Source organism: Brachybacterium sp. HMSC06H03, assembly GCF_001807385.1.
GTDB classification, from domain to species: Bacteria; Actinomycetota; Actinomycetes; order Actinomycetales; family Dermabacteraceae; genus Brachybacterium; species Brachybacterium conglomeratum.
Genome location: NZ_KV788773.1, coordinates 1 through 23,638 on the forward strand (window position 1 = coordinate 1; position 23,638 = coordinate 23,638).

The 23,638-nt window shown below is 70.3% G+C and carries 24 protein-coding genes; 17 read left to right on the forward strand and 7 right to left on the reverse strand.

Annotated features, from left to right (window positions below):
- The coding region (locus HMPREF3159_RS07915) for a DEAD/DEAH box helicase (protein WP_070500540.1) at positions 1-1,370 on the reverse strand (1,370 nt) is incomplete at its 3' end.
- A 69-nt stretch (positions 1,371-1,439) separates the two neighbouring features.
- Between HMPREF3159_RS07915 and panD the strand changes: the two genes are divergently transcribed.
- The 14 genes from panD to HMPREF3159_RS07980 all read left to right on the forward strand — a co-directional run bounded on the left by panD (position 1,440) and on the right by HMPREF3159_RS07980 (position 12,764).
- A complete protein-coding gene (gene panD / locus HMPREF3159_RS07920) occupies positions 1,440-1,865 on the forward strand; it encodes an aspartate 1-decarboxylase (protein WP_070500541.1) in 426 nt (141 codons plus the stop codon).
- Positions 1,866-2,024: 159 nt separating this feature from the next.
- Complete coding sequence (locus HMPREF3159_RS07925; RefSeq protein ID WP_010551015.1) at positions 2,025-2,951, forward strand: AEC family transporter; 927 nt, start codon at positions 2,025-2,027, stop codon at positions 2,949-2,951.
- A gap of 250 nt (positions 2,952-3,201) precedes the next feature.
- On the forward strand, positions 3,202-6,159 hold the full coding sequence (leuS, locus tag HMPREF3159_RS07930; protein ID WP_070500542.1) for a leucine--tRNA ligase: 2,958 nt from the start codon (positions 3,202-3,204) through the stop codon (positions 6,157-6,159).
- Between the two features lie 138 nt (positions 6,160-6,297).
- Positions 6,298-7,440: a tyrosine-type recombinase/integrase gene (locus HMPREF3159_RS07935; protein WP_070500543.1), complete on the forward strand. Its 1,143-nt coding sequence runs from the start codon at positions 6,298-6,300 to the stop codon at positions 7,438-7,440.
- The gene (locus HMPREF3159_RS07940; RefSeq protein WP_070500544.1) at positions 7,430-7,882 is read left to right on the forward strand and encodes a hypothetical protein; all 453 of its coding nucleotides are present in this window, start codon (positions 7,430-7,432) and stop codon (positions 7,880-7,882) included. The genes HMPREF3159_RS07935 and HMPREF3159_RS07940 overlap by 11 nt, the downstream gene beginning before the upstream one ends.
- Before the next feature lie 148 nt (positions 7,883-8,030).
- On the forward strand, positions 8,031-8,243 hold the full coding sequence (locus tag HMPREF3159_RS07945) for a helix-turn-helix domain-containing protein (protein ID WP_070500545.1): 213 nt from the start codon (positions 8,031-8,033) through the stop codon (positions 8,241-8,243).
- Between the two features lie 71 nt (positions 8,244-8,314).
- The gene (locus HMPREF3159_RS07950; protein ID WP_070500546.1) at positions 8,315-8,581 is read left to right on the forward strand and encodes a hypothetical protein; all 267 of its coding nucleotides are present in this window, start codon (positions 8,315-8,317) and stop codon (positions 8,579-8,581) included.
- Positions 8,578-9,144: a hypothetical protein gene (locus tag HMPREF3159_RS07955; protein ID WP_070500547.1), complete on the forward strand. Its 567-nt coding sequence runs from the start codon at positions 8,578-8,580 to the stop codon at positions 9,142-9,144. Before HMPREF3159_RS07950 ends, HMPREF3159_RS07955 begins: the two co-directional genes overlap by 4 nt.
- A complete protein-coding gene (locus HMPREF3159_RS07960) occupies positions 9,141-10,571 on the forward strand; it encodes a DNA primase family protein (protein WP_083305864.1) in 1,431 nt (476 codons plus the stop codon). The genes HMPREF3159_RS07955 and HMPREF3159_RS07960 overlap by 4 nt, the downstream gene beginning before the upstream one ends.
- Positions 10,572-10,701: 130 nt before the next feature.
- Complete coding sequence (locus tag HMPREF3159_RS07965) at positions 10,702-10,911, forward strand: hypothetical protein (RefSeq protein WP_070500548.1); 210 nt, start codon at positions 10,702-10,704, stop codon at positions 10,909-10,911.
- A 175-nt stretch (positions 10,912-11,086) separates the two neighbouring features.
- A complete protein-coding gene (locus HMPREF3159_RS16670) occupies positions 11,087-11,368 on the forward strand; it encodes a WhiB family transcriptional regulator (RefSeq protein ID WP_083305866.1) in 282 nt (93 codons plus the stop codon).
- Between the two features lie 77 nt (positions 11,369-11,445).
- A complete protein-coding gene (locus HMPREF3159_RS07970) occupies positions 11,446-11,643 on the forward strand; it encodes a hypothetical protein (protein ID WP_070500549.1) in 198 nt (65 codons plus the stop codon).
- Positions 11,640-11,828, forward strand: coding sequence for a hypothetical protein (locus HMPREF3159_RS07975; protein ID WP_070500550.1), 189 nt, complete (start codon positions 11,640-11,642; stop codon positions 11,826-11,828). The genes HMPREF3159_RS07970 and HMPREF3159_RS07975 overlap by 4 nt, the downstream gene beginning before the upstream one ends.
- Positions 11,829-11,897: 69 nt before the next feature.
- Positions 11,898-12,764, forward strand: a complete 867-nt coding sequence (locus HMPREF3159_RS07980) for a hypothetical protein (protein ID WP_070500551.1) — start codon at positions 11,898-11,900, stop codon at positions 12,762-12,764.
- Positions 12,765-13,188: 424 nt separating this feature from the next.
- Here the strand turns inward: HMPREF3159_RS07980 and HMPREF3159_RS07985 are convergent, their stop codons facing one another.
- Positions 13,189-13,893 (reverse strand): Abi family protein, encoded by a 705-nt coding sequence (locus HMPREF3159_RS07985; protein ID WP_083305867.1) that lies wholly within the window; start codon positions 13,891-13,893, stop codon positions 13,189-13,191.
- A 276-nt stretch (positions 13,894-14,169) separates the two neighbouring features.
- On the opposite strand from HMPREF3159_RS07985, the gene HMPREF3159_RS07990 reads away from it, so the two are divergent.
- Positions 14,170-14,484 (forward strand): helix-turn-helix transcriptional regulator, encoded by a 315-nt coding sequence (locus HMPREF3159_RS07990; RefSeq protein WP_070500552.1) that lies wholly within the window; start codon positions 14,170-14,172, stop codon positions 14,482-14,484.
- A gap of 357 nt (positions 14,485-14,841) precedes the next feature.
- Here HMPREF3159_RS07990 and HMPREF3159_RS07995 read toward each other — a convergent pair whose 3' ends face one another.
- On the reverse strand, positions 14,842-15,288 hold the full coding sequence (locus HMPREF3159_RS07995) for a hypothetical protein (RefSeq protein WP_070500553.1): 447 nt from the start codon (positions 15,286-15,288) through the stop codon (positions 14,842-14,844).
- Positions 15,285-15,662 (reverse strand): hypothetical protein, encoded by a 378-nt coding sequence (locus HMPREF3159_RS08000; protein WP_070500554.1) that lies wholly within the window; start codon positions 15,660-15,662, stop codon positions 15,285-15,287. Before HMPREF3159_RS08000 ends, HMPREF3159_RS07995 begins: the two co-directional genes overlap by 4 nt.
- A gap of 343 nt (positions 15,663-16,005) precedes the next feature.
- On the opposite strand from HMPREF3159_RS08000, the gene HMPREF3159_RS08005 reads away from it, so the two are divergent.
- Positions 16,006-17,211, forward strand: a complete 1,206-nt coding sequence (locus HMPREF3159_RS08005) for a hypothetical protein (RefSeq protein WP_070500555.1) — start codon at positions 16,006-16,008, stop codon at positions 17,209-17,211.
- A 66-nt stretch (positions 17,212-17,277) separates the two neighbouring features.
- Here the strand turns inward: HMPREF3159_RS08005 and HMPREF3159_RS08010 are convergent, their stop codons facing one another.
- On the reverse strand, positions 17,278-19,938 hold the full coding sequence (locus tag HMPREF3159_RS08010; protein ID WP_070500556.1) for an ATP-dependent Clp protease ATP-binding subunit: 2,661 nt from the start codon (positions 19,936-19,938) through the stop codon (positions 17,278-17,280).
- A 287-nt stretch (positions 19,939-20,225) separates the two neighbouring features.
- Here HMPREF3159_RS08010 and HMPREF3159_RS08015 point away from each other — a divergent pair, with 287 nt between their 5' ends.
- A complete protein-coding gene (locus tag HMPREF3159_RS08015) occupies positions 20,226-21,623 on the forward strand; it encodes a PrsW family intramembrane metalloprotease (protein ID WP_070500557.1) in 1,398 nt (465 codons plus the stop codon).
- A gap of 90 nt (positions 21,624-21,713) precedes the next feature.
- Here HMPREF3159_RS08015 and HMPREF3159_RS08020 read toward each other — a convergent pair whose 3' ends face one another.
- Complete coding sequence (locus HMPREF3159_RS08020; RefSeq protein ID WP_070500558.1) at positions 21,714-22,154, reverse strand: RNA-binding S4 domain-containing protein; 441 nt, start codon at positions 22,152-22,154, stop codon at positions 21,714-21,716.
- The coding region (locus HMPREF3159_RS08025; protein ID WP_371441702.1) for an amidase at positions 22,151-23,638 on the reverse strand (1,488 nt) is incomplete at its 5' end. The genes HMPREF3159_RS08020 and HMPREF3159_RS08025, both read right to left, overlap by 4 nt.

Here is a 23,638-nt window from a genome sequence, read left to right on the forward strand (position 1 = left end):
CGCCGCGGTCCCCCGCGGCGGTCCTGCGGCGGCTCCTCCTCCCAGGAGGCGCGGCGCTCCTCGTTCGTGCGTCGCGCCTCGGCCTTGCGCTCGTCGGCGCCGCGGGAGCGGGAGAGGTCGAGCTTGCGGGGCGCGCCCTTGTACTTCACGCGGGCGGGGTCCTCGACGGGCTCCCCGGCCGGGGTGCGGCCGCCGAGCTCCTCGAGCACGGGGTGCTCGGCGTCCTCGACGTCCTCCACCCAGCGCGGCTCGACCTCGGCCTCGCCCAGGATCCGACGAGCCTGACGGGTCTGGTGGGGCAGGGCGAGGGTGACCACGCTGCCGGCGGCGCCGGCGCGTGCGGTGCGGCCGGATCGGTGGACGTACTCCTTGACGTCGTCGGAGGGGTCCACGTGCACCACCATCGTCACGTCGTCGATGTGCAGGCCGCGAGCGGCGACGTCGGTCGCGACCAGCACGGGGAAGGCGCCCTGGCGGAACCCGGCCAGCACGTTCGTGCGCAGCCCCTGCTGCTTGTTGCCGTGCAGGGCCGCGGCACCGATCCCCACCTCGACGAGCTCCTGGGCGACGCGCTCGGCGCCGAGCTGGGTGCGGGTGAACATCAGGGTGCGTCCCTCGCGGGCGCCGAGCTGGGCGGTCACGGCGCGCTTCGCGGCCGGGGCGATCGCCAGGACGGTGTGGTCCATGGTCTTCACCGCCGCGGTGACCGGGGTGGTCTCGTGGCTGATGGGGTCGACGAGGAAGGCGTCGACGATGTCCTCGACCTGCCCGTCGAGCGTCGCGGAGAAGAGCATCTTCTGGGTGCCCATCGGGACGGCGGCGAGGATGTCGCGCACATCGGGCAGGAACCCGAGGTCGGACATGTGGTCGGCCTCGTCGATCACGGTCGACTCCACCAGGTCCAGCTGCAGCGCGCCCCGCTCGGCGAGGTCGATCAGGCGCCCCGGGGTCGCCACCACGATGCCGACCCCGCGGGCCACGGCGTCGGCCTGCTTCTCGATGTTCATGCCGCCGGAGACCAGCTGGGCGGAGATCCCGACCGCGCGGGCGAAGGGGTGGATCGTGTCGACGACCTGCACCGCGAGCTCGCGGGTCGGCACGAGCACCACGCCGAGCGGCCGACGGCGATGCACCTTGCGGCCGCGGAAGCGGGAGGTCATCGCGAGGGTGAAGGCGAGGGTCTTGCCGGAGCCGGTCTCCGCGCGGGCGAGCACGTCGCGGCCCGCGAGGGCGTCGGGCAGGATCGCGGACTGGATCTCGAAGGCGCGCTCGAGCCCCTGCGAGGCGAGGACGCCGAGCAGCTCGTCGGGCAGCGCCATGTCCTCGAACCGCTCCGAGAGATGGGCGGAGCGGCGGCGAGCCTTGGGCATGGTGATCCTCCTGACGACGACGTGCACTCCCATCATCCAGCATCTCGCACTCATGGGATACTGGGAGCGATGTTGCGCACTCTCATGACCTCGAAGATCCACCGGGCCACGGTCACGCAGGCGGACCTGCACTACGTGGGCTCGGTGACGATCGACCCCGTCCTCACCGAGGCCGCGGGTCTCGTCGAGCACGAGCAGGTCACGATCGTGGACATCGCCAACGGCCACCGCCTGACCACCTACGTGATCGCGGGCGAGCGCGGCAGCGGAGTGATCGGCATCAACGGCGCCGCGGCGCATCTGGTCTCCCCCGGCGACCTCGTGATCATCATGGCCTACGGACAGCTGGACGCGGCCGAGGTCGCCTCCCATCAGCCGCGCGTGGTCCACGTCGACGAGGACAACCGCATCGTCGCGATCGGCGAGGACGGCGCGCAGCCCGTCCCCGGCATGCCCGATCAGATCGACGGCCGCACCTCGCACGGCCTCCGCTGACCCTTCGTCTCCGCGGCGTCCGTCCGCACGGCCCCGGAGTCGGGCACGGGTTCACGCCCTCCCCGTCGACCGGCGTCCGACCCGCGAACGCAGGAAGACCCTTTCCGCCCCTCACTATAGGATCGGTGCGGTGATCTCCTCCGCACCCCTTCCTCCCCGGTGAGCGGCGTCCTCGCGGGCTTCTTCATCGTCTGGTCCATGATCGGCGTGGGCTGGGTGGTGGGACGCACCGGCGTGCTCGGCGCCCACGGCCGCTACGTCCTGAACCGCACCACCTTCTTCGTCGCCTCCCCCGCGCTGGTCCTGGTGGGGCTGCTCGGCTCCGACGTCCGCTCCGTGTTCTCCCTGCCGATGCTGGTGGCCGGGCTGTCCGGGCTCGGCACCGGCGCGCTGCTCATCGCCGGGGTGGCCCTGTTCACGAAGCGGCGCGGCGCGGATCTGGTGGTCACCGCGATCAGCGGCTCCGTCGTCAACGGCGCGAACATGGGCTTCCCGATCGCCGCCTACGTGCTCGGGGACATCTCCCACGCCCTGCCGGTGATCCTCTTCCAGCAGGCGGTCTACACGCCTCTCTACCTCTTCGTCCTGCACCGGGTCACGGAGAAGGACGCCCAGGGCGCGGCCGGGGTGCTGCGCAGCATCGTCGCGAACCCCGTCATCATCGCCTCGGCCATCGGGCTGGTGCTCGTGCTGATCGGGGTGAAGGTCCCGGGCGTGGTGCTCGAGCCGGTCCAGTCCCTGGCCGACATGGCGATCCCGGCGATGCTGCTGGCCTACGGGCTGTCCCTGCACGGCTCGCGCCCGCTCGCGAAGGACGACGGATATCGCGGGCTGATCGCCGTCGCCTCCGGTGCGAAGCTCCTCGCCATGCCTCTGATCGCGCTCGGGATCGGACTGCTGCTGGGGATGCGGGGCGCCCATCTGTACGAGGTCGTCGTCATGGCGGCGCTGCCCACCGCGCAGAACGTGTACGTCGCCGCCGCCCGCTACCGCGCCTCGGAGAATCTCGCCCGCGACACGGTGCTCATCACCACGATCGGCACCGTGCTCGTGCTGCTGCTCATCTCCGCGGTGCTCGAGGTCTGAGAGCGCCGGGGTCAGGAGAGCGGCGCGCTAGGATGGCCCGGTGACGGAACGGCTGCTGCTTATGCAGCCGCGTCGGACAAGGCCCGCGACCGTGTCGCGCTCCTGAGCGAGCGCCCGGCCACGACGAGGCACCGACGCGGCTCCCCTCGCCTGCGCGAGGGTTTTTTCATGTCACGAGACCATCACCCCACTTCCTGACCCACTGCCTGGCGGCCACGGCCGCACTGATCCTTCGGAGGACGATCCACCCATGAGCGAGGCACCCCACCGGTACACGGCCGCGATGGCGGACGAGATCGAGCTGCGCTGGCAGCAGCGCTGGGACGAGGAGGGCACCTTCCACGCCGACAACCCCGTCGGCGAGCTGCGCGGCACCGCCCCCTCGCTCGAGGAGGCCACCGCTGCCGCCACCTCCTCGTCCGAGAAGATGTACATCATGGACATGTTCCCCTACCCCTCGGGGTCGGGGCTGCACGTCGGCCACCCGCTGGGCTACATCGCGACCGACGTGGTCGCGCGCCACCAGCGCATGCTCGGCAAGAACGTGCTGTACACGATGGGCTACGACGCCTTCGGCCTGCCCGCCGAGCAGTACGCCGTCCAGACCGGCACCCATCCGCGCACCACCACCGAGGCGAACGTCGCGAACATGCGCCGCCAGCTGCACCGGCTGGGCCTCTCCCACGACGCGCGCCGCTCGCTCGCGACCACGGACCCCGAGTTCGTGAAGTGGACGCAGTGGATCTTCCTGCGCATCTTCGACTCCTGGTACGACCCGGACGCACCGAACGCCGACGGCGTGACCGGGCGCGCCCGGCCGATCGCCGAGCTGCGCGAGGAGCTGCGCGCCGGCACGATCGACCCCTTCGCCCTCGCGGGCCGCCAGGGCCTGGAGATCCCCGCCTCCTGGCAGGGCCGCAGCGCCGCCGAGGTCCCCGGCGCCACCGACGCGGAGATCGCGCAGCTCGCCGACGGCTTCCGCCTGGCCTACATCTCCGAGACGCCCGTGAACTGGTGCCCCGGCCTCGGCACGGTGCTGGCCAACGAGGAGGTCACTGCCGAGGGCCGCTCCGAGCGCGGCAACTTCCCCGTCTTCACCCGGCGCCTGCGCCAGTGGAACATGCGCATCACCGCCTACGGCGACCGCCTGATCGACGACCTGGACCGGGTGGACTGGCCCGAGTCGATCCGCTCCATGCAGCGCAACTGGATCGGCCGCAGCCACGGCGCCCAGATCAGCTTCCCCGTCGCCGGTCTCGCGGACCACGAGGACGCCGGCTTCGACGTGTTCACCACGCGCGCCGACACCCTGTTCGGCGCGACCTTCTGCGTCCTCTCCCCCGAGCACTCCCTGCTGACGGACGTCTCCGCCCTGCCGGAGGCGTGGCCCGAGGGCACGCACGAGGCCTGGACCGGCGGCGCCGCGAGCCCCCGCGAGGCCGTCGCCGCCTACCAGGCGCGCACCGCCTCGCTGGACGAGGACGAGCGCACCGAGGAGGGCCGCGAGAAGACCGGCGTGTTCACCGGCCTGTACGCGACCAACCCCATGGACGGCCGCGAGCTGCCCGTGTTCACCGCCGACTACGTGCTGATGGGATACGGCACCGGCGCGATCATGGCCGTGCCCGCCGAGGACGAGCGCGACTTCGCGTTCGCGGACCGCTTCGAGCTGCCCGTGATCCGCACTGTCCGCCCGCCGGAGGACTTCGAGGGCGGGGCCTGGACCGGCGAGGGCGAGAAGATCAACTCCGCCTCCGCGGAGCTGGATCTGAACGGCCTGGACAAGGACGAGGCGAAGGCGCGCGCCACCGCCTACGCCGAGGAGAAGGGCTTCGGCCGGGCCCGCACCACCTACCGCCTCCGGGACTGGCTGTTCTCCCGGCAGCGCTACTGGGGCGAGCCCTTCCCGATCGTCTACGACCCCGCGGATCCCGAGACCCCGATCGCGCTGCCGGAGTCGATGCTGCCGGTGGACCTGCCGGAGGTCGCGGACTTCTCCCCGAAGACCTTCGACCCGATGGACGCCGATACCGAGCCTCAGACCCCGCTCTCGCGCGCCGAGGACTGGGTCGAGGTGGAGCTGGACCTCGGCGAGGGGCCGAAGACCTACCTGCGCGAGACCAACACGATGCCGCAGTGGGCGGGCTCGTCCTGGTACCACCTGCGCTACATCGACCCCACCGAGGACGAGGTCCTGGTGCGGCCCGAGAACGAGAAGTACTGGCTGGGCGCCCGTGAGGAGGGCGGCGTCGGCGGCGTGGACCTCTATGTCGGCGGCGTGGAGCACGCGGTGCTGCACCTGCTGTACGCGCGGTTCTGGCACAAGGTGCTCTTCGACCGCGGCGACGTGACCAGCCAGGAGCCCTTCCACCGCCTGTTCAACCAGGGCTACATCCAGGCCTACGCCTACACGGACTCCCGCGGCGTGCACGTGCCGGCCGAGGAGGTCGTCGCGGAGGCCGACGGCACCTTCACCTACCAGGGCGAGCCGGTCACCCAGGAGTACGGGAAGATGGGCAAGTCGCTGAAGAACGCGGTCGCGCCCGACGACATGTACGACGAGTACGGCGCGGACACCCTGCGCGTGTACGAGATGTCGATGGGGCCGCTGGACCTCTCCCGCCCCTGGGAGACCCGCGCCGTGGTCGGCTCGCAGCGCTTCCTGCAGCGCCTGTGGCGCCTCGTGGTCGACGAGGAGACCGGGAGGCTGACCGTCTCCGACGAGCCGGCCGACCTGCCCACGAGGCAGGCCGTGCACCGGACGATCGACGGCGTGGGCCGCGACATGGACCGGATGCAGTTCAACACCGCCATCGCGAAGCTCATCGAGCTGGTCAACCACCTCACCAAGCAGCTCACCTCCACCGGCTCCGTGCCGCGCGAGGCCGTGGAGCCGCTGGTGCTGATGGTCGCGCCGCTCGCCCCGCACCTGGCCGAGGAGCTGTGGGTGCGCCTGGGCCGCTCCGGCGGGATCTCCCGCGTGGCGTACCCGGTCGCGGACCCTGAGCTGCTGAAGGCCGATCAGGTCACCTGCGTGGTCCAGGTCAAGGGCAAGGTCCGTCACCGGATCGAGGTCGACCCCGAGATCTCCGCCGAGGACCTCGAGGCCGCCGTCATGGCCGAGGACCGGGTCCAGGAGCTGCTCGAGGGGCAGACGGTGCGCAAGGTGATCGTCCGCGCCCCGAAGATCGTGAACATCGTGGTGTGAGATTCAGGCAATCTCTGCCATGACCTGCACATCTCTCGTGCCTGGTCGTGACACTAACAGGTGCATGCAATAGAAACAAGCGGTACGCTTAGGCACGCTGTGCATGCACGTTAGTTGCACGACCAGGACGGGGGACTCATGGCCGGAAAGACAAGACGCACACGCCGCAGCTTCGGCGCGCTCCGCAAGCTCCCCTCCGGTCGCTACCAGGCGAGCTACCTCGACCCCCACGGCAACCGCGTCAACGCACCCGAGACGTTCACCGCGAAGACCGACGCCGACGCCTGGCTCTCCGTCCAGCGCGCCGCCCTCGAAACCGGCACATGGAAGCCCCGAGACAACAGCCTGTTGTTCGGAGAGTTCGCCGAGTCCTGGCTGACGACGCACCAGATCCGCGACCGCTCCCGCTACACGTACCGCAACACCTATGAGCACTCCGTCGCGCCGACGTTCCGTGCCACCCCGATTGGTCGGATCACATCAGCGATGGTCCGCCGCTGGTACGCCGGCCTCCCCCAGGACCGGCCCGCCGCCCGCGCCAACGCGTACCGAGTCCTCGCCCAGATCCTCCGCGCCGCCGTCGAAGAGGGAGTGATCCCCGAGTCCCCCGCGAGGATCCGCGGCGCGTCCACCTACTCCGTGAAGCGTGAAGGCCGCGCCCTCACCGTTGAGGAGCTACTGACGTTCGCCGAGCACGTCCCTGCCGACCGCCGGCTGTTGATCCTGCTGGGCGGATTCTGCGCCCTCAGACCTGGCGAAGCACTCGCCCTGCGCCGCCGCAGCGTCGACTTGAAAGAGCACGTACTGCACGTCCGCGAGACAGCGAGCAACGGCGGCAAGACCGTGAAGGCAGTCGGCCCCGTGAAGACCGCCCGATCCGTCCGCACGGTGCATTACCCCGAGACGCTCGACGACATGATCCGCACACAGCTCTCCGACCACGCAGCACCAGGCGCGGCAGGACACCTGTTCCCCTCCCCCATCGCGAAGGATCAACCGCTCTCCTACAGCTCATTCGCGGCCACGTTCCGCCGCGCCGCAAGAGCCGCCGGCCTCGAGGATCTGCGCCCGCACGACCTCCGACACTCCGGCCTCACCCTCGCCGCCGCGACCGGTGCGACCACGCGAGAGCTCATGGACCGCGCCGGCCACACCTCCCCCGCGACCGCGATGGGCTACCAGCACGCCGTGCGCGACCGAGACCGGCGAATCGCCGACGCCCTCGGAGCCGCAATCACCGCCGCGAACACCCGCGAGAACGGAGACGACGATGACAAGTGAGACCGTGCGGATCTATTGCGAGGATCCGAGCCCGTTCCACGAGAAGCACGGACGGACCTGGCACGCAACGTTCACCCGCGACGACCTCGGCAACTGGGAGTACGTGCCAGTACAACGGAGCCGCCGCGCACCGGTCCGCACTGCCGATCCGGGCATGGGGAACGCTCGCAGCCCGCAGCACAGCTATCACTACGACGGGCGGGTGATCGATCGCATCGGCGACCAGATGCACGATCTCCACCCCCTCGGCGTCCCGGAGGAATCCTCCGCTCCGGCGGCAGTCCGCAGCGCGTCCATCACGTACAACTGGCCGTGTCGGTGCGGCGCCTCGCTCTCCGTCTCATCGGCACGTCTTCGCCCCGCTCTCGAGGCGTTCATCGAGCACGGGACCAGAGAGGTCAGCCTCGCCCTGCTGCGCCGTGCCGTGACCGCGACACGATGAACACGACAGGTTCCACACTGTTCCCGGTCGGTTCGTAACCCTGTTAGAATCTGTCTCGAGTCGCAGATCGATGCGATAGCAGAGCCTCTCGGCCTGTTCCCACACCCCGCTCACACGGGGCGATGGAACACGCCCGGAGGCTCTTTCCATGTCCCTCGCGACAACCCCACGGACCAGGTACGTCACCATCGGCGACGCCGCCGAGTACCTCTCCGTCACGGACCGCACCGTCCGCAACTACATCTCCCGCGGTGACCTCACCGGCTACCGCATCGGCACCCGAGCGATCCGCGTTGATCTGCGCGAGCTCGAGGCTCTGCTGACCCCGATCCCCACCGCTGCTGTAGGGGGTCGCCGATGAGCCCCACAAAGGAAAATCGCCCCGGCGGAGGAACCGGAGCGACTTCCCACAGCACCCATCTCAGGGCCAACATGAACGGCTCCGAGTCTACCGGACCGGCCCCGATCCCGCACCTGACGGCAGCGCAGATCGCCGAATCCCGGCCCCTGTACCTGCTCATCGTGAAGACCCCCTCAGACCGGCTCATGCGGCGCACGTTCCTCTCCCTCCCCGCTGCTGAGAAAGCGGTCCGCAGGGCACAGGAGCGGGGATCCGCGGCGACCCTCGAGCTGCACCGCGTCGTGCCGTACACCGTCGGCCGCGAGCTCCACGGTCCCGAGGACGGGGGCGCACGATGAGCGCACCCACCATCGCCGAGCTGAACCTGCCGTGCCGCCTCGACCCCGCCGGCCTCGACTGGGAAGAGCGGTGCGTCGTCGTCGGGATCCTCTCGACCCCGCCCTCGACCGCTCGGGAGACCATCGCCGCGCTGCGCCCCAGCGACTTCACCTCCGCCGCGCTCGAGACCATCGTCCGCGCCACAGACCGGAACCTCCGCGCCGGACGCCCGCACACCCGCGCCTCGATCACTCAGTCCGCGGTCGATCACGGCCTGATCCGTGACGAGCACCGGGTGGAGTTCGAGCGGCTGCTGCACGACATCGGAGACGACGTGATCGGGGGAGACCTCGGCGTCACGTACATGTTCCTCATCATCCTGCGCGCCGCCCTGCGGTCCCTCGAGCAGATCGGGCAGCGGGCAGCACAAGCCGCCGCCGCGCACGCCCCGAGCGAGGACCGGATCGACTCACCTGGACGAGCCATCGCCGAAGCGGAGAACCTCGTGCCCGTCCTCGACGGGATCGCCGACCAGCTGCACGCGACCGCGAAGCGCCTCCGAGACGAGGTGGTGCCGCTGTGACTCCCACCTACACCCAGGACACTCCGGCATGGTGCGACCCCTGCTCCGCGCCGCGGGCACAGTGCGGTCACCCTGACCCGTCCAGCCCCGGTGAGCGGCATCGGGGACAGGCACGGATCGCGTACCGGCTCGCCGCCGAGTACAGCGGTCGTCTGATGTACGTGCGCGGCCTCGGCTGGCACGTCTGGGACGGTGCCCGATGGGCGGTTGACGAGAAGGACCAGGCGACCACAGCAGTCCTTGAGGTGCTGCGCCGAGCCCTCGCCGACTCCCTGACCGACCACGACCTGCGGACCGACGTTCGCCGGTGCGAGTCCGCGAACGGGATCGCGGGAGTGCTGTCCATCGCCTCGGCACTGCCCGCGCTGCGTGCCGGCACGGACGAACTGGACGCCGACCCGTACCTGCTGAACGTCGCCAACGGAACGCTAGACCTCCGTACCCGGCAGCTGCGCCCGCACGACCCCGCCGACAGGAACACGCGGGTGTGCACCGGTGCCTATGCTCCCGAGGCCGACGCCCGTACCTGGTCTGACTTCCTCGCCGCGATCCTCCCCGATCCTGCCGAGCGGGCCTATCTACAGCGCGTGATCGGGCAGGCGGTGTTCGGGGCGGTGCGTGAGCACCTGTTCCCCGTGCTCACCGGAACGGGTGCCAACGGGAAGGGCACCGCCTACGGGGCGATAGCGCACGCGATGGGCGACTACGCGACGATCATCGACCCGTCCCTGCTGATGGCTCATGAGCGCGGCAGCGGCGGTCCCGAGATGATGCAGCTGTTCGGGGCCCGCCTGGTGATCGGTTCCGAGACCGAGGACGGGAAGCAACTGGACGCGGCCCTGATGAAGCGCCTCACCGGCGGCGACCAGATCACCGCCCGTCACCTCTACCAGGCCCCCGTGACGTGGACTCCCTCGCACCAGCTGGTCTACGTCACCAACCACCTGCCGAAGGTGAAGGGCAACGACCCCGCGGTGTGGCGACGCGTGCGCGTCATCCCGTTCGACGTGGTGATCCCCGAGGGCCAGCGCGACTCCCGCCTGCCTGAGCAGCTGACCCTCGCCGCCGACGCCGTGCTGACGTGGGCAGTGCAGGGATGGTTCGACTACGAGGACCAGGGCGGTATGGGGGAGCCCGCCGCGGTCCAGCGCGCCACGGACGGCTACCAGACGGACTCCGACCCGGTGAAGCGGTTCACCCAGGACCACTGCCTCACCGGCCCCGGCTACTCCGCGCTCTCCCGAGACCTGTTCGCGGCATGGACCCGATGGGCCGAAGCGGACGGCACCCCGCGGGGGTCTGAAAAAGCGTTCGCGGCGGACCTTGACCGCCTCGGATTCGAGGGCCGAAAGACCAAGCTCGGGAAGCTCCGGGACGGCATCGGACTGCCTGCCGAAGCTCCCCAATGGGGTGGGGGTGACGGGTAGTGACGGGTCTCCGACAACTTTCTACGCGAGCAGAGCTAGGAAAAGTTAGCAAACACCCATCACCACCCGTCACCCCAGAACGAAATCCCAGGTCACAGCGATTCAGCACCACAGGAAGGGAGTCCACAAAGTGAGACTGAACAACGCCCCCGCCGTCACCCCCACCTCGATCCACGAGAACGAACACGCGGGCCTCTCCTGCACCGTCCACTGCCCCCACTGCGGACGCGAGCACATCCACGGATGGGCAGCCCCCGGCAAGCACGAGCAGCCCGTCCTCGGCTACCGCGCCGCGCACTGCCACAGCAGCAAGGGCTACCGGCTCGGGGTGACTCGATGAGCGCCCCGGACCGCCCCCGTCTCCGCCCTTACGCATGGAACCGCGGGCAGCGCGACGAACAGCACGGAGCGCAGATACTAGTCGGCGCACACAGGGTGTTCATCCCCCGCGCGCACCTCCGCCGGATCGCCGACGATCTCCACGACCTCGCCGACCAGCTCGACGGGGCCGACCGGTGAGCCCCGCCCCCGCCGCTCTCGGAGTCCCCGACCACGCTCGTAATGCGTGGCAGCAGCTCCACTCGCAGATCCTCACCACCGGCCCCACTCCCTGCACGGGAGCGGACCGCGACGACTGGACCGGCACCCCCGCCCAGCAGGGCCGCGCCGCCCGCGCCTGCTTCGACTGCCGAGCCCTCAAGCAGTGCGCGCTCTACGCCGTCACCGCCCCCGAGCCGGAAGGCGTCTGGGGCGGCATGACCCCCGCCGAACGACAGCGATGGGCAGGAGCCGCATGACCGCGACCACGACAGCACGAGCACCCCCGAAACAGCCCGCCCCCACCCCGTCACTCCCACGAAAGGAAGACAGACAGATGCCCTACGACTACAGCACCGACACCGCCCCAGGCCGCGCAACCGCCCGCGAGTCCTGGTGGGCTCGCGAAGCCGGCGGCAAGAAAGAGCGGGGGATCCGCGTACAGCGCGGCCCGCACTTCATCTGGCTCCCCCTCGAGGAAGCCCTCGCCCTCGCGAATGACATCGCCGACCAGATACAGGACGCCAACAAGTGACCAGCAACAACGACTTCCAAGACATGATCGACGCCCTCGAGCAGCGAGTCGCAGGCGATCACTCGACCCGTGCCGAGAAGGTCGACGCCTTCGCCGAAGCAATCGACGCCGCATACCCGGCCTCCTTCAACCCCCTAGACGACGCGCCCAGCGCTCCGTTCAACCCCCTAGACCAGGAGAACTGACCATGAGCATCTTCGCCACCCCCGTCAACGCGGCACAGCCCTTCAACCGCAACACCCCCCCGCGAGATCGTGACCCGATTCCGGAACGCCCTCGCCCTCCTCCCGAAGGCCACCCGTAACCGAGACCTCTCTCGAGAGACGCTCGACGCCCTCGCCATCGCTGAGGCCGTTCAGGCACACACCGCCCCGCCCAACATCCGCAGCGAGGCCGAACAGATCGCAGCACGACTCACCGCGGACAACTACACCGACCTGCTCGACGAGTACGCGAAGACCATGGCCCGCAGGGAAGCACACGTCGCCCTGCTCCAGCAGGGTCAGCTCATGCGAGCACTCGATGCCCGACTCCTCGCATCCCTCACCCAGGAGCGGCAGAACATCGCGAAGCGACTCACCCCCACCTTCACCCAGGCCGCGAACACCCTCACCCAGGTAGCCCACGACCTCCCTCACGGACCGGGCGCCCTCGACCCCACCAAGGTCCTCGAGGCCAACGCCGGCACCGCCTACCAGCAGGCACGCGACTCACTCAACACCCTCTACACCATCGCCCTCATCCACCACTCCCAGCGCGACCACGGCCAGAACTTCCCCGCCGTCCTCGTCCCGCTGATCCCGATGCTCGACGTTCCCGAAGCTACAGTGCAGCTCCGAGACGCAGAAGGACAGCGATACCTCAACAGCGACGACGAGCTGCAGCGGATCGCGCCCCTGGTCCATCTCGGAGCCGCCGCCCAGGGGTCTCTCGCCGTCACCCTCCTCGACGTGGCACGCGGCGACTTCCCAGGCATCAGCTTCAAACTCGCCACCGACGCAGCAGAAGTCAGGAAGCGCGCTGCATCGCACTCGCGAGCACACACCGCGAAGCGTGATCCCAGCAGCATCGGCGGAAAGCCGATGCCGACACGCGAACAGCTCACCGCTGCGAACGTCTGACCAACAACAAAGAACAGACACGACGAGCATGCGAAGCACGACGAGCATGCGAAGCATGACGAGCATGCGAAGCATGACGAGCGGCCCGATCCACCAACAGGACGGGCCGCTCAACGTTTCCGCAGGTCAGGCGGGTGGGGGTGACCCCGAACCCACCTCAACGGGCGACCGCCGGGGAGGTCCGGCAGAGTTCACAGACCTGAAAACGTTCCGGTTCGGCGGGGCCGAATCAGGTCAGAACAGCAATCTTGGGGAACCGTACAGAAGTCAATCCCCCTCCCCGCCGGTCCGACGGTCGCAACGCTTCGGAGGTCTCATCCTGGGGGCGCCTCAGGCTGTGAAGCATGGCTGATGTGGTGGTCCGTGCTGCTGTGCGCAGCGTTGTTGATGCTGCTGTCGCGCTCGTATCCCGGCACGGGCGGCGCTACGGCTTGCGCTGCATGACCAGTCCCACGTAGCTGTGATCGAGGATCCACGCCTTGACGCTGGGGTCGATGAAGCCTGCAAGCTTGAGCAGTTGTGCGTGATGATCTTCTGGTCGCTTGTTGTAGAGCTTCTGGTGGTGCGCTACCCGATTTCTGAATGTGCGAAGCTTGCCGACCGGTCCAGCCACCGCCGCCTGGTCGCGGTTCGGCGCAAACGGGAACGCCGAGGCCAAGTCCGGCCATAGAGCCTTGTGGGAATTCGAGACGAGCTGAGCCCAAAGGCCGAAGCTGGTCTCGGAGATGATTTGGTCGCGGGTAACCTCGCGCCGGCTCCTCTCTACGCGCTCTCTTGCCTCGCTGATCGATCGGTATGGCTGAGAGTGGGCCCCGTCTTCGCTGCGCCCCAGCCTGCCGTCGTCATCGTCGAGCCATTCATGGCCCCAGCCTTTCCGCTCCCATGTGGCAACCATGCGGGCGTCGAGCGCGTTCCTCATCGCGACTTCGACATGGCCGAGGTCTTTCAAGAATGCCGCTCCGAGAACTTGGTTCCACTCGTAGAGTGCCAGAGCCTTCGAAGTATCGTCGCCACATTCCGACAGGTACGGTGCGAGCCGTGCGTCTGTTAGGTGATCCGCGAAGGGTCGTGACGTGGCCGTCGTCCGTGGTCCAGGTCTCGGGGCCGGACTTTGAGCTGGCGTGGTCATGTGGCTACACTAGAGCCAACGCCCGGGAACCGTCCCTGTAACGCGAAAGCGTCGATCACACGGCCCGGGCTTTGACTTTGCCCGAGAACCGAAGACGCCTCGCCGAGCAGGGCATGTGCACCAGGGCCGTCGCGCCGGTCGTCGGAGCGAACCAGGCAACCGTCGTCCGTGCCCTCGGGACACGTGATGCAGATGCATCACCTGCCGCCCCCGCCGAGCCCACCTTCGACCCGACGCCGATCTGGGGCCCCGAGGGTTGCCCCGTAGGATCCGGCCATGGACCCGAGCGGCATCAACTACGTCTCCCGTCTCCGCCTCGTGCTCGGCGACCGGTCACAGTCGGAGCTCGCACAGGCAGCTGGCATCGCCCAGTCGACAGTCTCCCGCTGGGGTAAGGGCGAGTGGGTCCCGAGCATCGACGCGTTGCGGAGCCTGGCGCAGCACTACGGCGTTCCACTGTTGGGGCTGATGGTCGCCGTCGGCCTCTTGTCCTTCGAGGAGGCAGGGTCGCCGCCGTCCCCGGTGCTGCCTGAGGACTTCACGGATGAGCAGCTGATCGCGGAGCTGCGTCGCCGTCTCGGAGCGCTGTAGAGCTGTTCCCCCGGCTGCGCCGACCACTGCCATCGGAGCCTACGGCCCCCAGAAGCTTGCCCCTTCCCCATGGTTTGCCCGCCGCCCTGGACCCCCGATCCGACTGCACGGACGACTACTAGGCCCCCCGCGGGAGCGGAGCGCCTGAGCCGTTCATCGTGCCCATGCTCGGTGAGCTACGCCGCGCCCGGTCTGCGCGGTTCGTGAGGGTCCTACTCGACCGGTCGTCATCTGTTCTGCCCCTGTGCACGGGGCCGCGTGGAGACGTAGAGAGAGCACGCGGGGACGGCCTGAGCCGCCCTAGACCGTCCGCGATGGAGTAGGCAGGCGTACCCCGTCGCGGGCGGCGTAGGGCTCTCAGGCGATGGTGTGGAGTGCCTGCGGTCCGGTGGTAGCGGCGACGGGCTCGAGGGCAGCGGCGTGCGCTGAGAGCACAGACCGCCCCTCCGGCACGGCGACGCTGATCCTCGCCGACCAGTACCCGACCGGAGTCCGCTTCGATGCCCGGTAGTAGCACCATGCGTCGCGACGGTGAAGGTCCCGTTCTGCGCAGTCCAGCCCGGTCCGTGCGAGAACGAGCACGCCGCTGTCCGGGCAGTCCCATCGCGGGGTAAGAGTGATCGTGCCGTCCCGGTAAGCGCGCACAGTGCCGACGGCGGCGAGCAGCCTGCCCGTCCCGGGATCGCGCTGCACGGTCATGGGGCGCGTGGATCGCGCCTGCACGCGGATCCCGAGCACTTCGAGATCCGGTAGATCCTCGAGGGTCACGGCGTTGTTCACCGCGTACCACGTGAGCCCGTTCATCGGGCCGCCTGCTCGAGCAGTACCGCGGCGGGGAGCCCGGTCGCCTGCGCGGTCCGGTACAGGTCCGTGACCGTTTCGACGCCCTCGAGGTCGATCTGCGCGGCCTGCACGGCGTACGCGGCCCGTGCAGCGCTCGTAAGAGCCTCCCCGAGTCGTGCCGCCTCCGCGGCGGTCAGCGCGATCCCGAGAGTGATCCTGCCGTTGATGGTGACGGTCGTCTCGACGTGCTGGTCGATCACGTCAACGTCGACGTGCCCGCCGTCCAGAGCGACCCGCTGCGCGGGGGAGTCCATCGGGCGGACACCCTCGCCATCTGCGGGAGAGTCCGGCCACGGCATCGCAGCCTCGGGGGTGGAGTCGGTATCGTGTCGCATGGTGGTGCCTCTCGTCAGGTACTGCCCACGCCCGCCGGTGTTCGCGCACCGGGCGGGCACTTTCATGGGTACTACTGCACGAGAGACGCACGACCAAGCATTTCAGCTGGTCAGAGGCGCATCGCTGAGATCGTGAACATCGTGGTCTGAGACCGGGCGACCGACGGCCCCGTCGCTCCCGGGAGCGGCGGGGCCCTCGCATGTCCGGCCGTGGTCGTGTCGGGCTCGGGCTCGGACTCGGATTCGGGCCGAGGGCCTGCGACCGTTCCTCCACATCCGGCCATCGTCCACATCGAGGCCCGGCCCCGGGCGGCACGGACCGAGCGATCCCTAGCCTCGCGCCATGGACACCTTCTGCGGATGCGACACCGAGACCCTGGACGACCTGGCCGAGCGGGTGCGCGAGGGCGCGCTGCGCCTGATCCAGCTGATCGAGCTGCTGCGCGAGGCCGCCGAGTCGGTCGACTGGACCGGTCCGGACGCCGACGCCCACCGTCACCGCACCGCGACGATGGCCGAGCACGGCCTCGCCGCCGGCGCCGACCTGCGCGCGAAGGCGCTGGAGCTGAGACGCCATGCCTGGGAGCAGGAGCGGGCCTCGGAGCTCGACCCCGGAGCCGCGGTGCGGGCCGAGCTCCCCGGGGACGGGGGCGGCGAGGGGATCTTCGAGGATCCCGGTCGGTGGATCGGCGGCCCGATGGCGCCCGCGGATCCGCTCGATCCCGCCCCGGGCCTCCGCGGCCTGCCGACGCCGCCCGGTGGCTGGGGCCCGTGGGTCGCAGGGCCGATGGCCCCGGCAGACCCGACTTCCCCGCTGCCATCGCTGCCGACTCCGTCCGGTGGCTGGGGTCCGTGGATCGGCGGGCCCTTCATGCCGTCCCCTCCGCCGCCCGCAGTGTCGGGGCCGCTGCCCGAGGGTGAGCAGTTCGCACTGGATCCGGAGATCGTCGCCGAGGCGCGCGGCGACCGTGAGCTCGCCCTCGGCTCCGTCCCGGTCGCCGGTCAGATCCAGACCGCGCTCGGACTGCACGAAGAGCTCGGGCACCTCAACGATCGCCTCGACGAGGCGGCCGGCGGCACCGTCTTCGAGCCCCTGGCCCGCGTCGCGCGAGTTCCCCACACCGTGACCGAACCGGTCCTGGGCGAGGGCTCCACCGCCGGCCAGCTGGCGGGAGTCCTCGATCGGAGCTGGGCGAACGTCCTCCAGACCGGTTCCGAGGTGACCGCCGCCCTCGGCGAGGGCGACCTCGCCGCGACCGCGCGCGCCGGCGAGCGCGGATTGTACCGCAGCGCAGAGAACTCCGCGGACCTCCTCACGATCACGCCGATCCCGGCCTATGCGGAGACGGGCGCGGATCTCCTCGGCGAGGGGGCCGACGCGGTCCGCGGGATCAGCCCGGAGGCGGCTGCCGCTCTGGAGAGCGCCGAGGCCACGGTCCGGGAGGACGTCGAGGGCCTCACGGACTTCCGCGCGACCCTCACCGACGGGGAGACCTGGTACGACGCACGACGTCGCTACGCGCCGATGCCCTGGGACCCTCAGGGCTGAGCCGTGCGGCCCAGTCCTGAGGGAGGGGCGGCGGCGTCTGTCCGGCGTGGCCGGCTGCAAGCCCGCTCAGTCGGACGGTCGCTCCTCGTCCGCCTCGTCCGCGGGGCGCTCCAGCTCCTCCGCAATGCCGAGCACGAGCCCGTCGCCGTCGGCCGCAGTGGTCACCGTGACCGTCTGGCCGTCCTGCACCTGACCGCGCAGGATGAGACGAGCGAGGCCGTCCCCGATCTCCTTCTGGACCAGGCGCTTGAGCGGCCGCGCCCCGTACATCGGGTCGAAGCCCTCCTCGGCGAGCCAGCGCGTGGCCGACTCGTCGACCTGCAGCTCGATGCGCCGTTCGGCCAGACGCTCCGCGACCTCCTGGATCTGCAGGGTGACGATGCGGCCGAGCTGCTCGGGGGAGAGCGCGTCGAACAGCACGATGTCGTCGAGCCGGTTGAGGAACTCGGGCTTGAAGGAGGCGCGCACCACCTGCATCACACGGTCGTGCTTCTCCTGCTCGGTCAGCGCCGGATCCTGCAGAGCATGGGCGCCGAGATTCGAGGTGAGGATCAGGATCGTGGAGCGGAAGTCCACGGTCCGGCCCTGTCCGTCTGTGAGCCGGCCGTCGTCGAGCACCTGCAGCAGCACGTCGAACACGTCAGGGTGCGCCTTCTCGATCTCGTCCAGCAGCACCACCGAGTAGGGGCGTCGCCGCACCGCCTCGGTGAGCTGGCCGCCCTCGTCGTAGCCGACATAGCCCGGGGGCGCTCCGACCAGCCGTGCGACGGTGTGCTTCTCGGAGTACTCCGACATGTCGATGCGGATCATCGCCCGCTCGTCGTCGAAGAGGAACTCGGCCAGCGCCTTGGCCAGCTCGGTCTTGCCCACGCCCGTCGGACCCAGGAACAGGAACGAGCCGGTGGGACGGTTCGGGTCGGAGATCCCGGCCCGGGCCCGTCGCACCGCGTCGGAGACCTCGGAGACCGCACGCTCCTGCCCGATCAGCCGTTTGCCGATCAGCTGCTCCATCTGCAGCAGCTTCTCCGTCTCCCCCTGCATCAGACGCCCGGCGGGGATGCCCGTCCAGGCGGCGACCACGTCGGCGATGTCATCGGGGCCGACATGGTCGGCGACCATCGGCCGCTCGTCCTCGCCCTCTGCGCGGCCCTCCTGCTCCTCGGCCTCGCGCAGCTGCTGCTTGAGCGAGGGGATGTCGCCGTAGAGGATCTTCGAGGCCGCAGTGAGGTCGCCCTCGCGCTGCGCTCGGTCGGCCTGCATCCGCAGCTGCTCGAGCTGCGCCTTGAGATCGCCGACCAGGTTCAGCCCGGCCTTCTCGCGCTCCCAGCGGGCGGAGAGCTCCTGCATCGCCTCGGTGCGGTCGGCGAGCTGGGAGCGGACGGAGTCCAGGCGGGCCAGCGAGCCCGGGTCGTCGCTCCCGGCGAGCGCGAGCTCCTCCATCTTCAGCCGGTCCACCTGGCGCCGCAGGATGTCCAGCTCCTCGGGGGAGGAGTCCAGCTCCATGCGCTGGCGCGAGGCGGCCTCGTCCACCAGGTCGATCGCCTTGTCCGGCAGCTGGCGCCCGGCGATGAACCGGTCGGAGAGGGAGGCCGCGGCGACCAGTGCGGAGTCGGTGATGGTGACCTTGTGGTGCGCCTCGTACTTGTCCTTCAGACCGCGCAGGATCGTCACGGTGTCCTCGACGCTCGGCTCCCCCACCAGCACCTGCTGGAAGCGGCGCTCGAGCGCGGGGTCCTTCTCGATGTTCTCGCGGTACTCGTCCAGCGTGGTCGCGCCGACCATGCGCAGCTCGCCGCGGGCGAGCATGGGCTTGAGCATGTTGCCGGCGTCCATCGAGCCGTCGCCGGAGCCGCCCGCGCCGACCACGGTGTGCAGCTCGTCGATGAAGGTGATGATCTGGCCGTTGCTGGTGCGGATCTCTTCCAGGACCGCCTTCATCCGCTCCTCGAACTCGCCGCGGTACTTGGAGCCGGCGACCATCGAGGAGAGGTCCAGGGAGATCAGGCGCTTGCCGCGCAGGGAGTCGGGGACGTCGCCGGCGACGATGCGCTGGGCGAGACCCTCGACCACGGCAGTCTTGCCCACGCCGGGCTCGCCGATCAGGACGGGGTTGTTCTTCGTGCGGCGGCTGAGCACCTGCACGACGCGGCGGATCTCGGCGTCGCGTCCGATCACCGGGTCGAGGCGTCCCTCGCGGGCCTGCTCGGTGAGGTCGATGCCGAACTTCTCGAGGCTCTGGAAGGTGCCCTCGGGGTTCTGGGAGTCCATCTGATTCATGCGGTCATCTCCTGGGGTGAGTGTGCGGACGGTATCGCGGAGAGCTCGTGGGGTGGCGCCGACGCTGCTGAGCAGCCTCGAGGCCGCGTCCTTGCCGAGTGCGATGCCGATCAGCAGATGCTCGGTGGACAGGTAGGTGCGGTGGGCGGCGTCGGCCTCGTGGCGCGCTGCCTCGAGGGCGTCGTAGCCGGTGCCGACGAAGGTGGGCGAGGACTCCGCGCCCCCGCCGGAGACGCGGGGCAGGGAGTCGATCGCCTGCTCCGCGCGGCGGATCACGTCCAGGGGATCGACGCCGACGGCCTCGAGCGCGGCACGGGCGATCCCGTCGACCTGCCCGGCGAGCGCCCACAGCAGGTGCATCGAGCTGATCTGGGGGTTGCCGAGCTCGACGGCCTTCTCCGCTGCCGCGGTGACGGCCTCCTGCGAGCGGGTGGTGAACTTGAACTCCACGGTGCTCCTTCTGCTGTGCGGGCCCTTCCGGGCGGTGGTCTCGGGACGATCATCCCTGCTCGTTGGGGTCAACGTCGACAGGGTTGAGTCTATTCCGCTCAACCTTGCCGATCTCGAGCTGCGCGGGCGACGGGTCCGTCCACAGGCGCTCCGGCCCCCCGGTGCCCGGCGAACCTCCCCTGTAGCATCGACCCGGAGCCGCGCACCGTCCGTCCAGGGGAACCGACGCCGACGGGGGCGTCGGCCCCGCCTGCATCCCCGCACCTCCTCCAGAGACCGAGGCCTCCATGTCCCAGCCCCCGTACCCGCCGCAGGGCGGCCAGTACATGCCCAACGGTCGCCCGCGGCCGGGAGCGACCCAATCCGCGCCCGGGGCCCCGTCCTTCCAGCAGCAGCCGCGCTACATCGACTACGGCAATCCCCGGGCCTACGACACCTCGGTGCGTCCGGCCTCTGGGCTCACCGCCGCGCGCTTCGCCCCGGCACAGATCCAGCGTCCCGACCAGGCTCAGCCGCAGTCGGCCTGGTCCACCCAGACCCGTCGGGTGCAGGAGGTCTCGCAGAACCCCACGCAGCTTCCCGCGGTGAGCATCCTGGTGTGGATCTCGGCGATCGTGCTCGGATTCGCCCTGCTGCTGGTGCTGGGCTACTTCTTCCTCGAGTTCGTGCTCACCGCGAGCTCGAGCCCGGTGTGGTGGCCGGTGACCGCATTCCTCGCCGGGATCTCGCTGCTGGTGATCGCGCTGGTGATGTTCCTGGCCGACAGGTGGGACCCGCAGCCCTTCCCGCTGCTGCTCATCGCAGTGTTCTGGGGCGCGGCGATCGCCGCCTTCGGCAGCTACTGGATCAACTCCCTCAACAGCCTGCTGGTCTACATGGTCACCGGCAGTGAGGCGGCCATGAGCTTCGCAGGCCCGGTGATCAGCGCGCCGCTGGTGGAGGAGACGACCAAGGGCGCGGGCCTGCTCGTGCTGATGCTGCTGGCGCGCCGCTACTTCAACGGGCCGCTGGACGGGCTGATCTACGGCTCTCTGATCGGCGGCGGGTTCGCCTTCACCGAGAACATCATCTACTACACCCGGATCCTCGAGGAAGCCGGCGGCGCCGGCGTGCTCATCCTGTTCATCATGCGCGGCGTGCTGAACATCTTCGGCCACGCCATCTACACCGCCTGCACCGGCGTCATCGTCGGCTTCGTGACCCGGAAGTGGGGCACGATCATGGGCCTCCTGGTGTTCATCCCCGCGCTGATCCCGGGCATGCTGCTGCACGCCGCCTGGAACTTCACCGCGGGCCTCGGCGGCGGGATGGCGATGACGGTCCTGATGTACGGGACCAAGATGGTCGTCTCCTTCATCTTCCTGCTGGTCATCATCGCTCTGATCTGGGACGAATCCCGGCTGACCCGCGTGCGCCTGGGCGACTACGCGAACCAGGGCTGGCTGACCCACGAGGAGGTCGACATGCTCGCGACCTGGAAGGGAGGCCGCGAGGGCAAGCGCTGGGCCGCCCAGATCGGCGCGAAGCCCGTGATGAAGAGGTTCATCCGCGAGAGCGCGGACCTCGCCTCGATCCGTCAGCGCCTCCTGGCCGACGGCGCGAACCCGAAGGTCGTCCAGATCGAGCGGAACCTCCTGCAGCGCCTGACCAGCAACCGCCAGGAGCTGCTCTCCCACGCCCGCTGAGCAGCGCCGACACGAACAGGGCACAGCCCTCATGCACAGGCCCCGCCCCCGATCACCGGGGGCGGGGCCTGTGCCGTGAAGGACCACAGGTCAGCGCCCGTCCTCGCTCCAGGGGTGGTGGTCGCGGCCGCGCAGGCGCTCGAACTGGCGCCTCTCGCGCTTCGTGGGCCGGCCGGTGCCCCGCTCGCGGCGGGGCGGCGCCGCGACGAGCTGCGGGACCGGCTCCGGGCTGTGGTCCTCGTAGGCCTCGCGTGCGATGGGGGCGCCGACGCGCTTGGTGAGGATCTTCGTGACGACCACGATCTTCTCCCGGCCCGGGGAGCGCACCCGCAGCTCGTCGCCGACGGAGATACGCTGGGCGGCCTTGACCGGCTCGCCGTTGCGGCGCACATGGCCGCCGCGGCAGGAGGCCGTCGCAGCCGAGCGCGTGGGCATCAGCCGCGCGCTCCACAGCCACACGTCCAGACGCACCGACGTGGGGCCCGACGAGGCCCCGGCCCCGGAGGCCTGACCCGCTCCCCCGCCGCTCATGCGGACTGCAGCGTCCGCACTAGCGGCCACGGATCGTGCGCCTCGAGCTGGGCGGCGAGGGCGAGCAGGAGCGGCTCGTCGCCGGGGCGCGTGGCGCCGAGCTGGACGCCGAAGGGCAGCTCCACACCGTCCACCGCCTCGCGGTGCAGCGGCACCGAGAGCGCGGCGGTGCCGAGCATGTTCCAGGTGCTGGTCCACGGGGTGAAGGCGCACTGGGCGGCGAAGTCCTCGGCGCCGTCGGCGAGCTGGAGCGTCTCCGGGAATGCGGGCGGGGCCGCGAGGGACGGGGTGAGCACCACGTCGAAGGGCGCGAGGTCCTCGAGGGTGCCGCGGGCGAGGGCCTGCACCCCGCTGAACGCGGCGGCGAGGTCGACGCCCGTGTATGCGCTGCCCTGTTCGCGCAGCCAGCGGGTCAGCTCCAGCAGCTGACCCTCCTGCGCGGGCCCGAGGGGGATGCTCGCCGCGCCGACGGTCCACAGCGGCATGAAGGCGGTCCACTGCTCCGGGGTGAACGGGGCGGGGATCTCCTGCGTGCTGTGCCCGAGCTCCTCCAGCAGGCGCACGGCCCGCTCGAGGCCGGCGAGCGCGGCCGGGTGCACCTCGGTGTCCGCGGCCAGCGGCTCGCGCAGCACGCCGATGCGCAGCCCCTGCGGCGCCGCGCCCTGCTCGAGCTGTGCGAGATAGCTCCCCTCGTGGGCGGGGGCCGGCATGAAGTCGCCGGGCCGGGGCCCGGCGATCAGGTCGAGGCCCGCCGCGAGGTCGCGCACCTCACGGGCGAGGACCCCGTCGGTGACCAGCCCCATCCCCTCGCCGCCGTACGGTCCGGGCGAGACGAGACCACGGGACGGCTTCAGCCCCACGATCCCGCAGCAGGCAGCGGGGATCCGCACCGAACCGCCGCCGTCGGAGCCGTGGGCGATCGGCACGATGCCGCTGGCGACCGCGGCGGCGGCGCCGCCGCTGGAGCCTCCGGCGGTGCGGCGCAGGTCCCAGGGGGTGCGGGCCGGCGCGCCGGTGGCGGGCTCGGTGTAGCAGGGCATCCCGAACTCGGGGGTCGTGGTCTTGCCGACGGTGAGGGTGCCGCCGTCGAGCAGACGCTGCGCGACCCCGTCGGTGCGCGTGGCGATGTTCCCGCGCAGCGCCGCGCTGCCGGCCTCGAAGGGGGCGTCGGCGAGCTGGGTGAGGTCCTTGATCGGCATCGGCACCCCGAGCAAGGGGTGGCTGCGGGAGAGCTCCTCGAGGGCGCCGTCGGTGCGGGCCGCTTCCAGGTGCTCCCCCGCCTCGCGGGCCTGGGCGAGGGTGAGCTCCTCGAGGACGTGGGCGAAGGCCCCGACCTCGGCGCCGACGGTGCGGGCGCGATCGAGCGCGGTCTCGGCGAGGGAGACGGGATCGAGCTCGCCGGAGCGCAGGGCCGCGGCGGTGGCGAGGGCGCCGAGCGGTGCATCCGTCGGCCCGGAGGCGCCCCGAGGCGCTCCCGCTCCCCC

Excerpts from the sequence above, each read along its gene's own strand:
- HMPREF3159_RS07945 (WP_070500545.1), top strand. The coding sequence starts at position 8,031 with ATGTCCCTCGCGACAACCCCACGGACCAGGTACGTCACCATCGGCGAC.
- HMPREF3159_RS08005 (WP_070500555.1), top strand. The coding sequence starts at position 16,006 with ATGGACACCTTCTGCGGATGCGACACCGAGACCCTGGACGACCTGGCC.
- HMPREF3159_RS07985 (WP_083305867.1), bottom strand. The coding sequence starts at position 13,893 with ATGACCACGCCAGCTCAAAGTCCGGCCCCGAGACCTGGACCACGGACG.
- panD (WP_070500541.1), top strand. The coding sequence starts at position 1,440 with ATGTTGCGCACTCTCATGACCTCGAAGATCCACCGGGCCACGGTCACG.
- HMPREF3159_RS07990 (WP_070500552.1), top strand. The coding sequence starts at position 14,170 with ATGGACCCGAGCGGCATCAACTACGTCTCCCGTCTCCGCCTCGTGCTC.
- HMPREF3159_RS07995 (WP_070500553.1), bottom strand. The coding sequence starts at position 15,288 with ATGAACGGGCTCACGTGGTACGCGGTGAACAACGCCGTGACCCTCGAG.
- HMPREF3159_RS08000 (WP_070500554.1), bottom strand. The coding sequence starts at position 15,662 with ATGCGACACGATACCGACTCCACCCCCGAGGCTGCGATGCCGTGGCCG.
- HMPREF3159_RS07950 (WP_070500546.1), top strand. The coding sequence starts at position 8,315 with ATGAACGGCTCCGAGTCTACCGGACCGGCCCCGATCCCGCACCTGACG.
- HMPREF3159_RS07955 (WP_070500547.1), top strand. The coding sequence starts at position 8,578 with ATGAGCGCACCCACCATCGCCGAGCTGAACCTGCCGTGCCGCCTCGAC.
- HMPREF3159_RS08015 (WP_070500557.1), top strand. The coding sequence starts at position 20,226 with ATGTCCCAGCCCCCGTACCCGCCGCAGGGCGGCCAGTACATGCCCAAC.
- HMPREF3159_RS07935 (WP_070500543.1), top strand. The coding sequence starts at position 6,298 with ATGGCCGGAAAGACAAGACGCACACGCCGCAGCTTCGGCGCGCTCCGC.
- HMPREF3159_RS07970 (WP_070500549.1), top strand. The coding sequence starts at position 11,446 with ATGCCCTACGACTACAGCACCGACACCGCCCCAGGCCGCGCAACCGCC.
- HMPREF3159_RS08020 (WP_070500558.1), bottom strand. The coding sequence starts at position 22,154 with ATGAGCGGCGGGGGAGCGGGTCAGGCCTCCGGGGCCGGGGCCTCGTCG.
- HMPREF3159_RS07940 (WP_070500544.1), top strand. The coding sequence starts at position 7,430 with ATGACAAGTGAGACCGTGCGGATCTATTGCGAGGATCCGAGCCCGTTC.
- leuS (WP_070500542.1), top strand. The coding sequence starts at position 3,202 with ATGAGCGAGGCACCCCACCGGTACACGGCCGCGATGGCGGACGAGATC.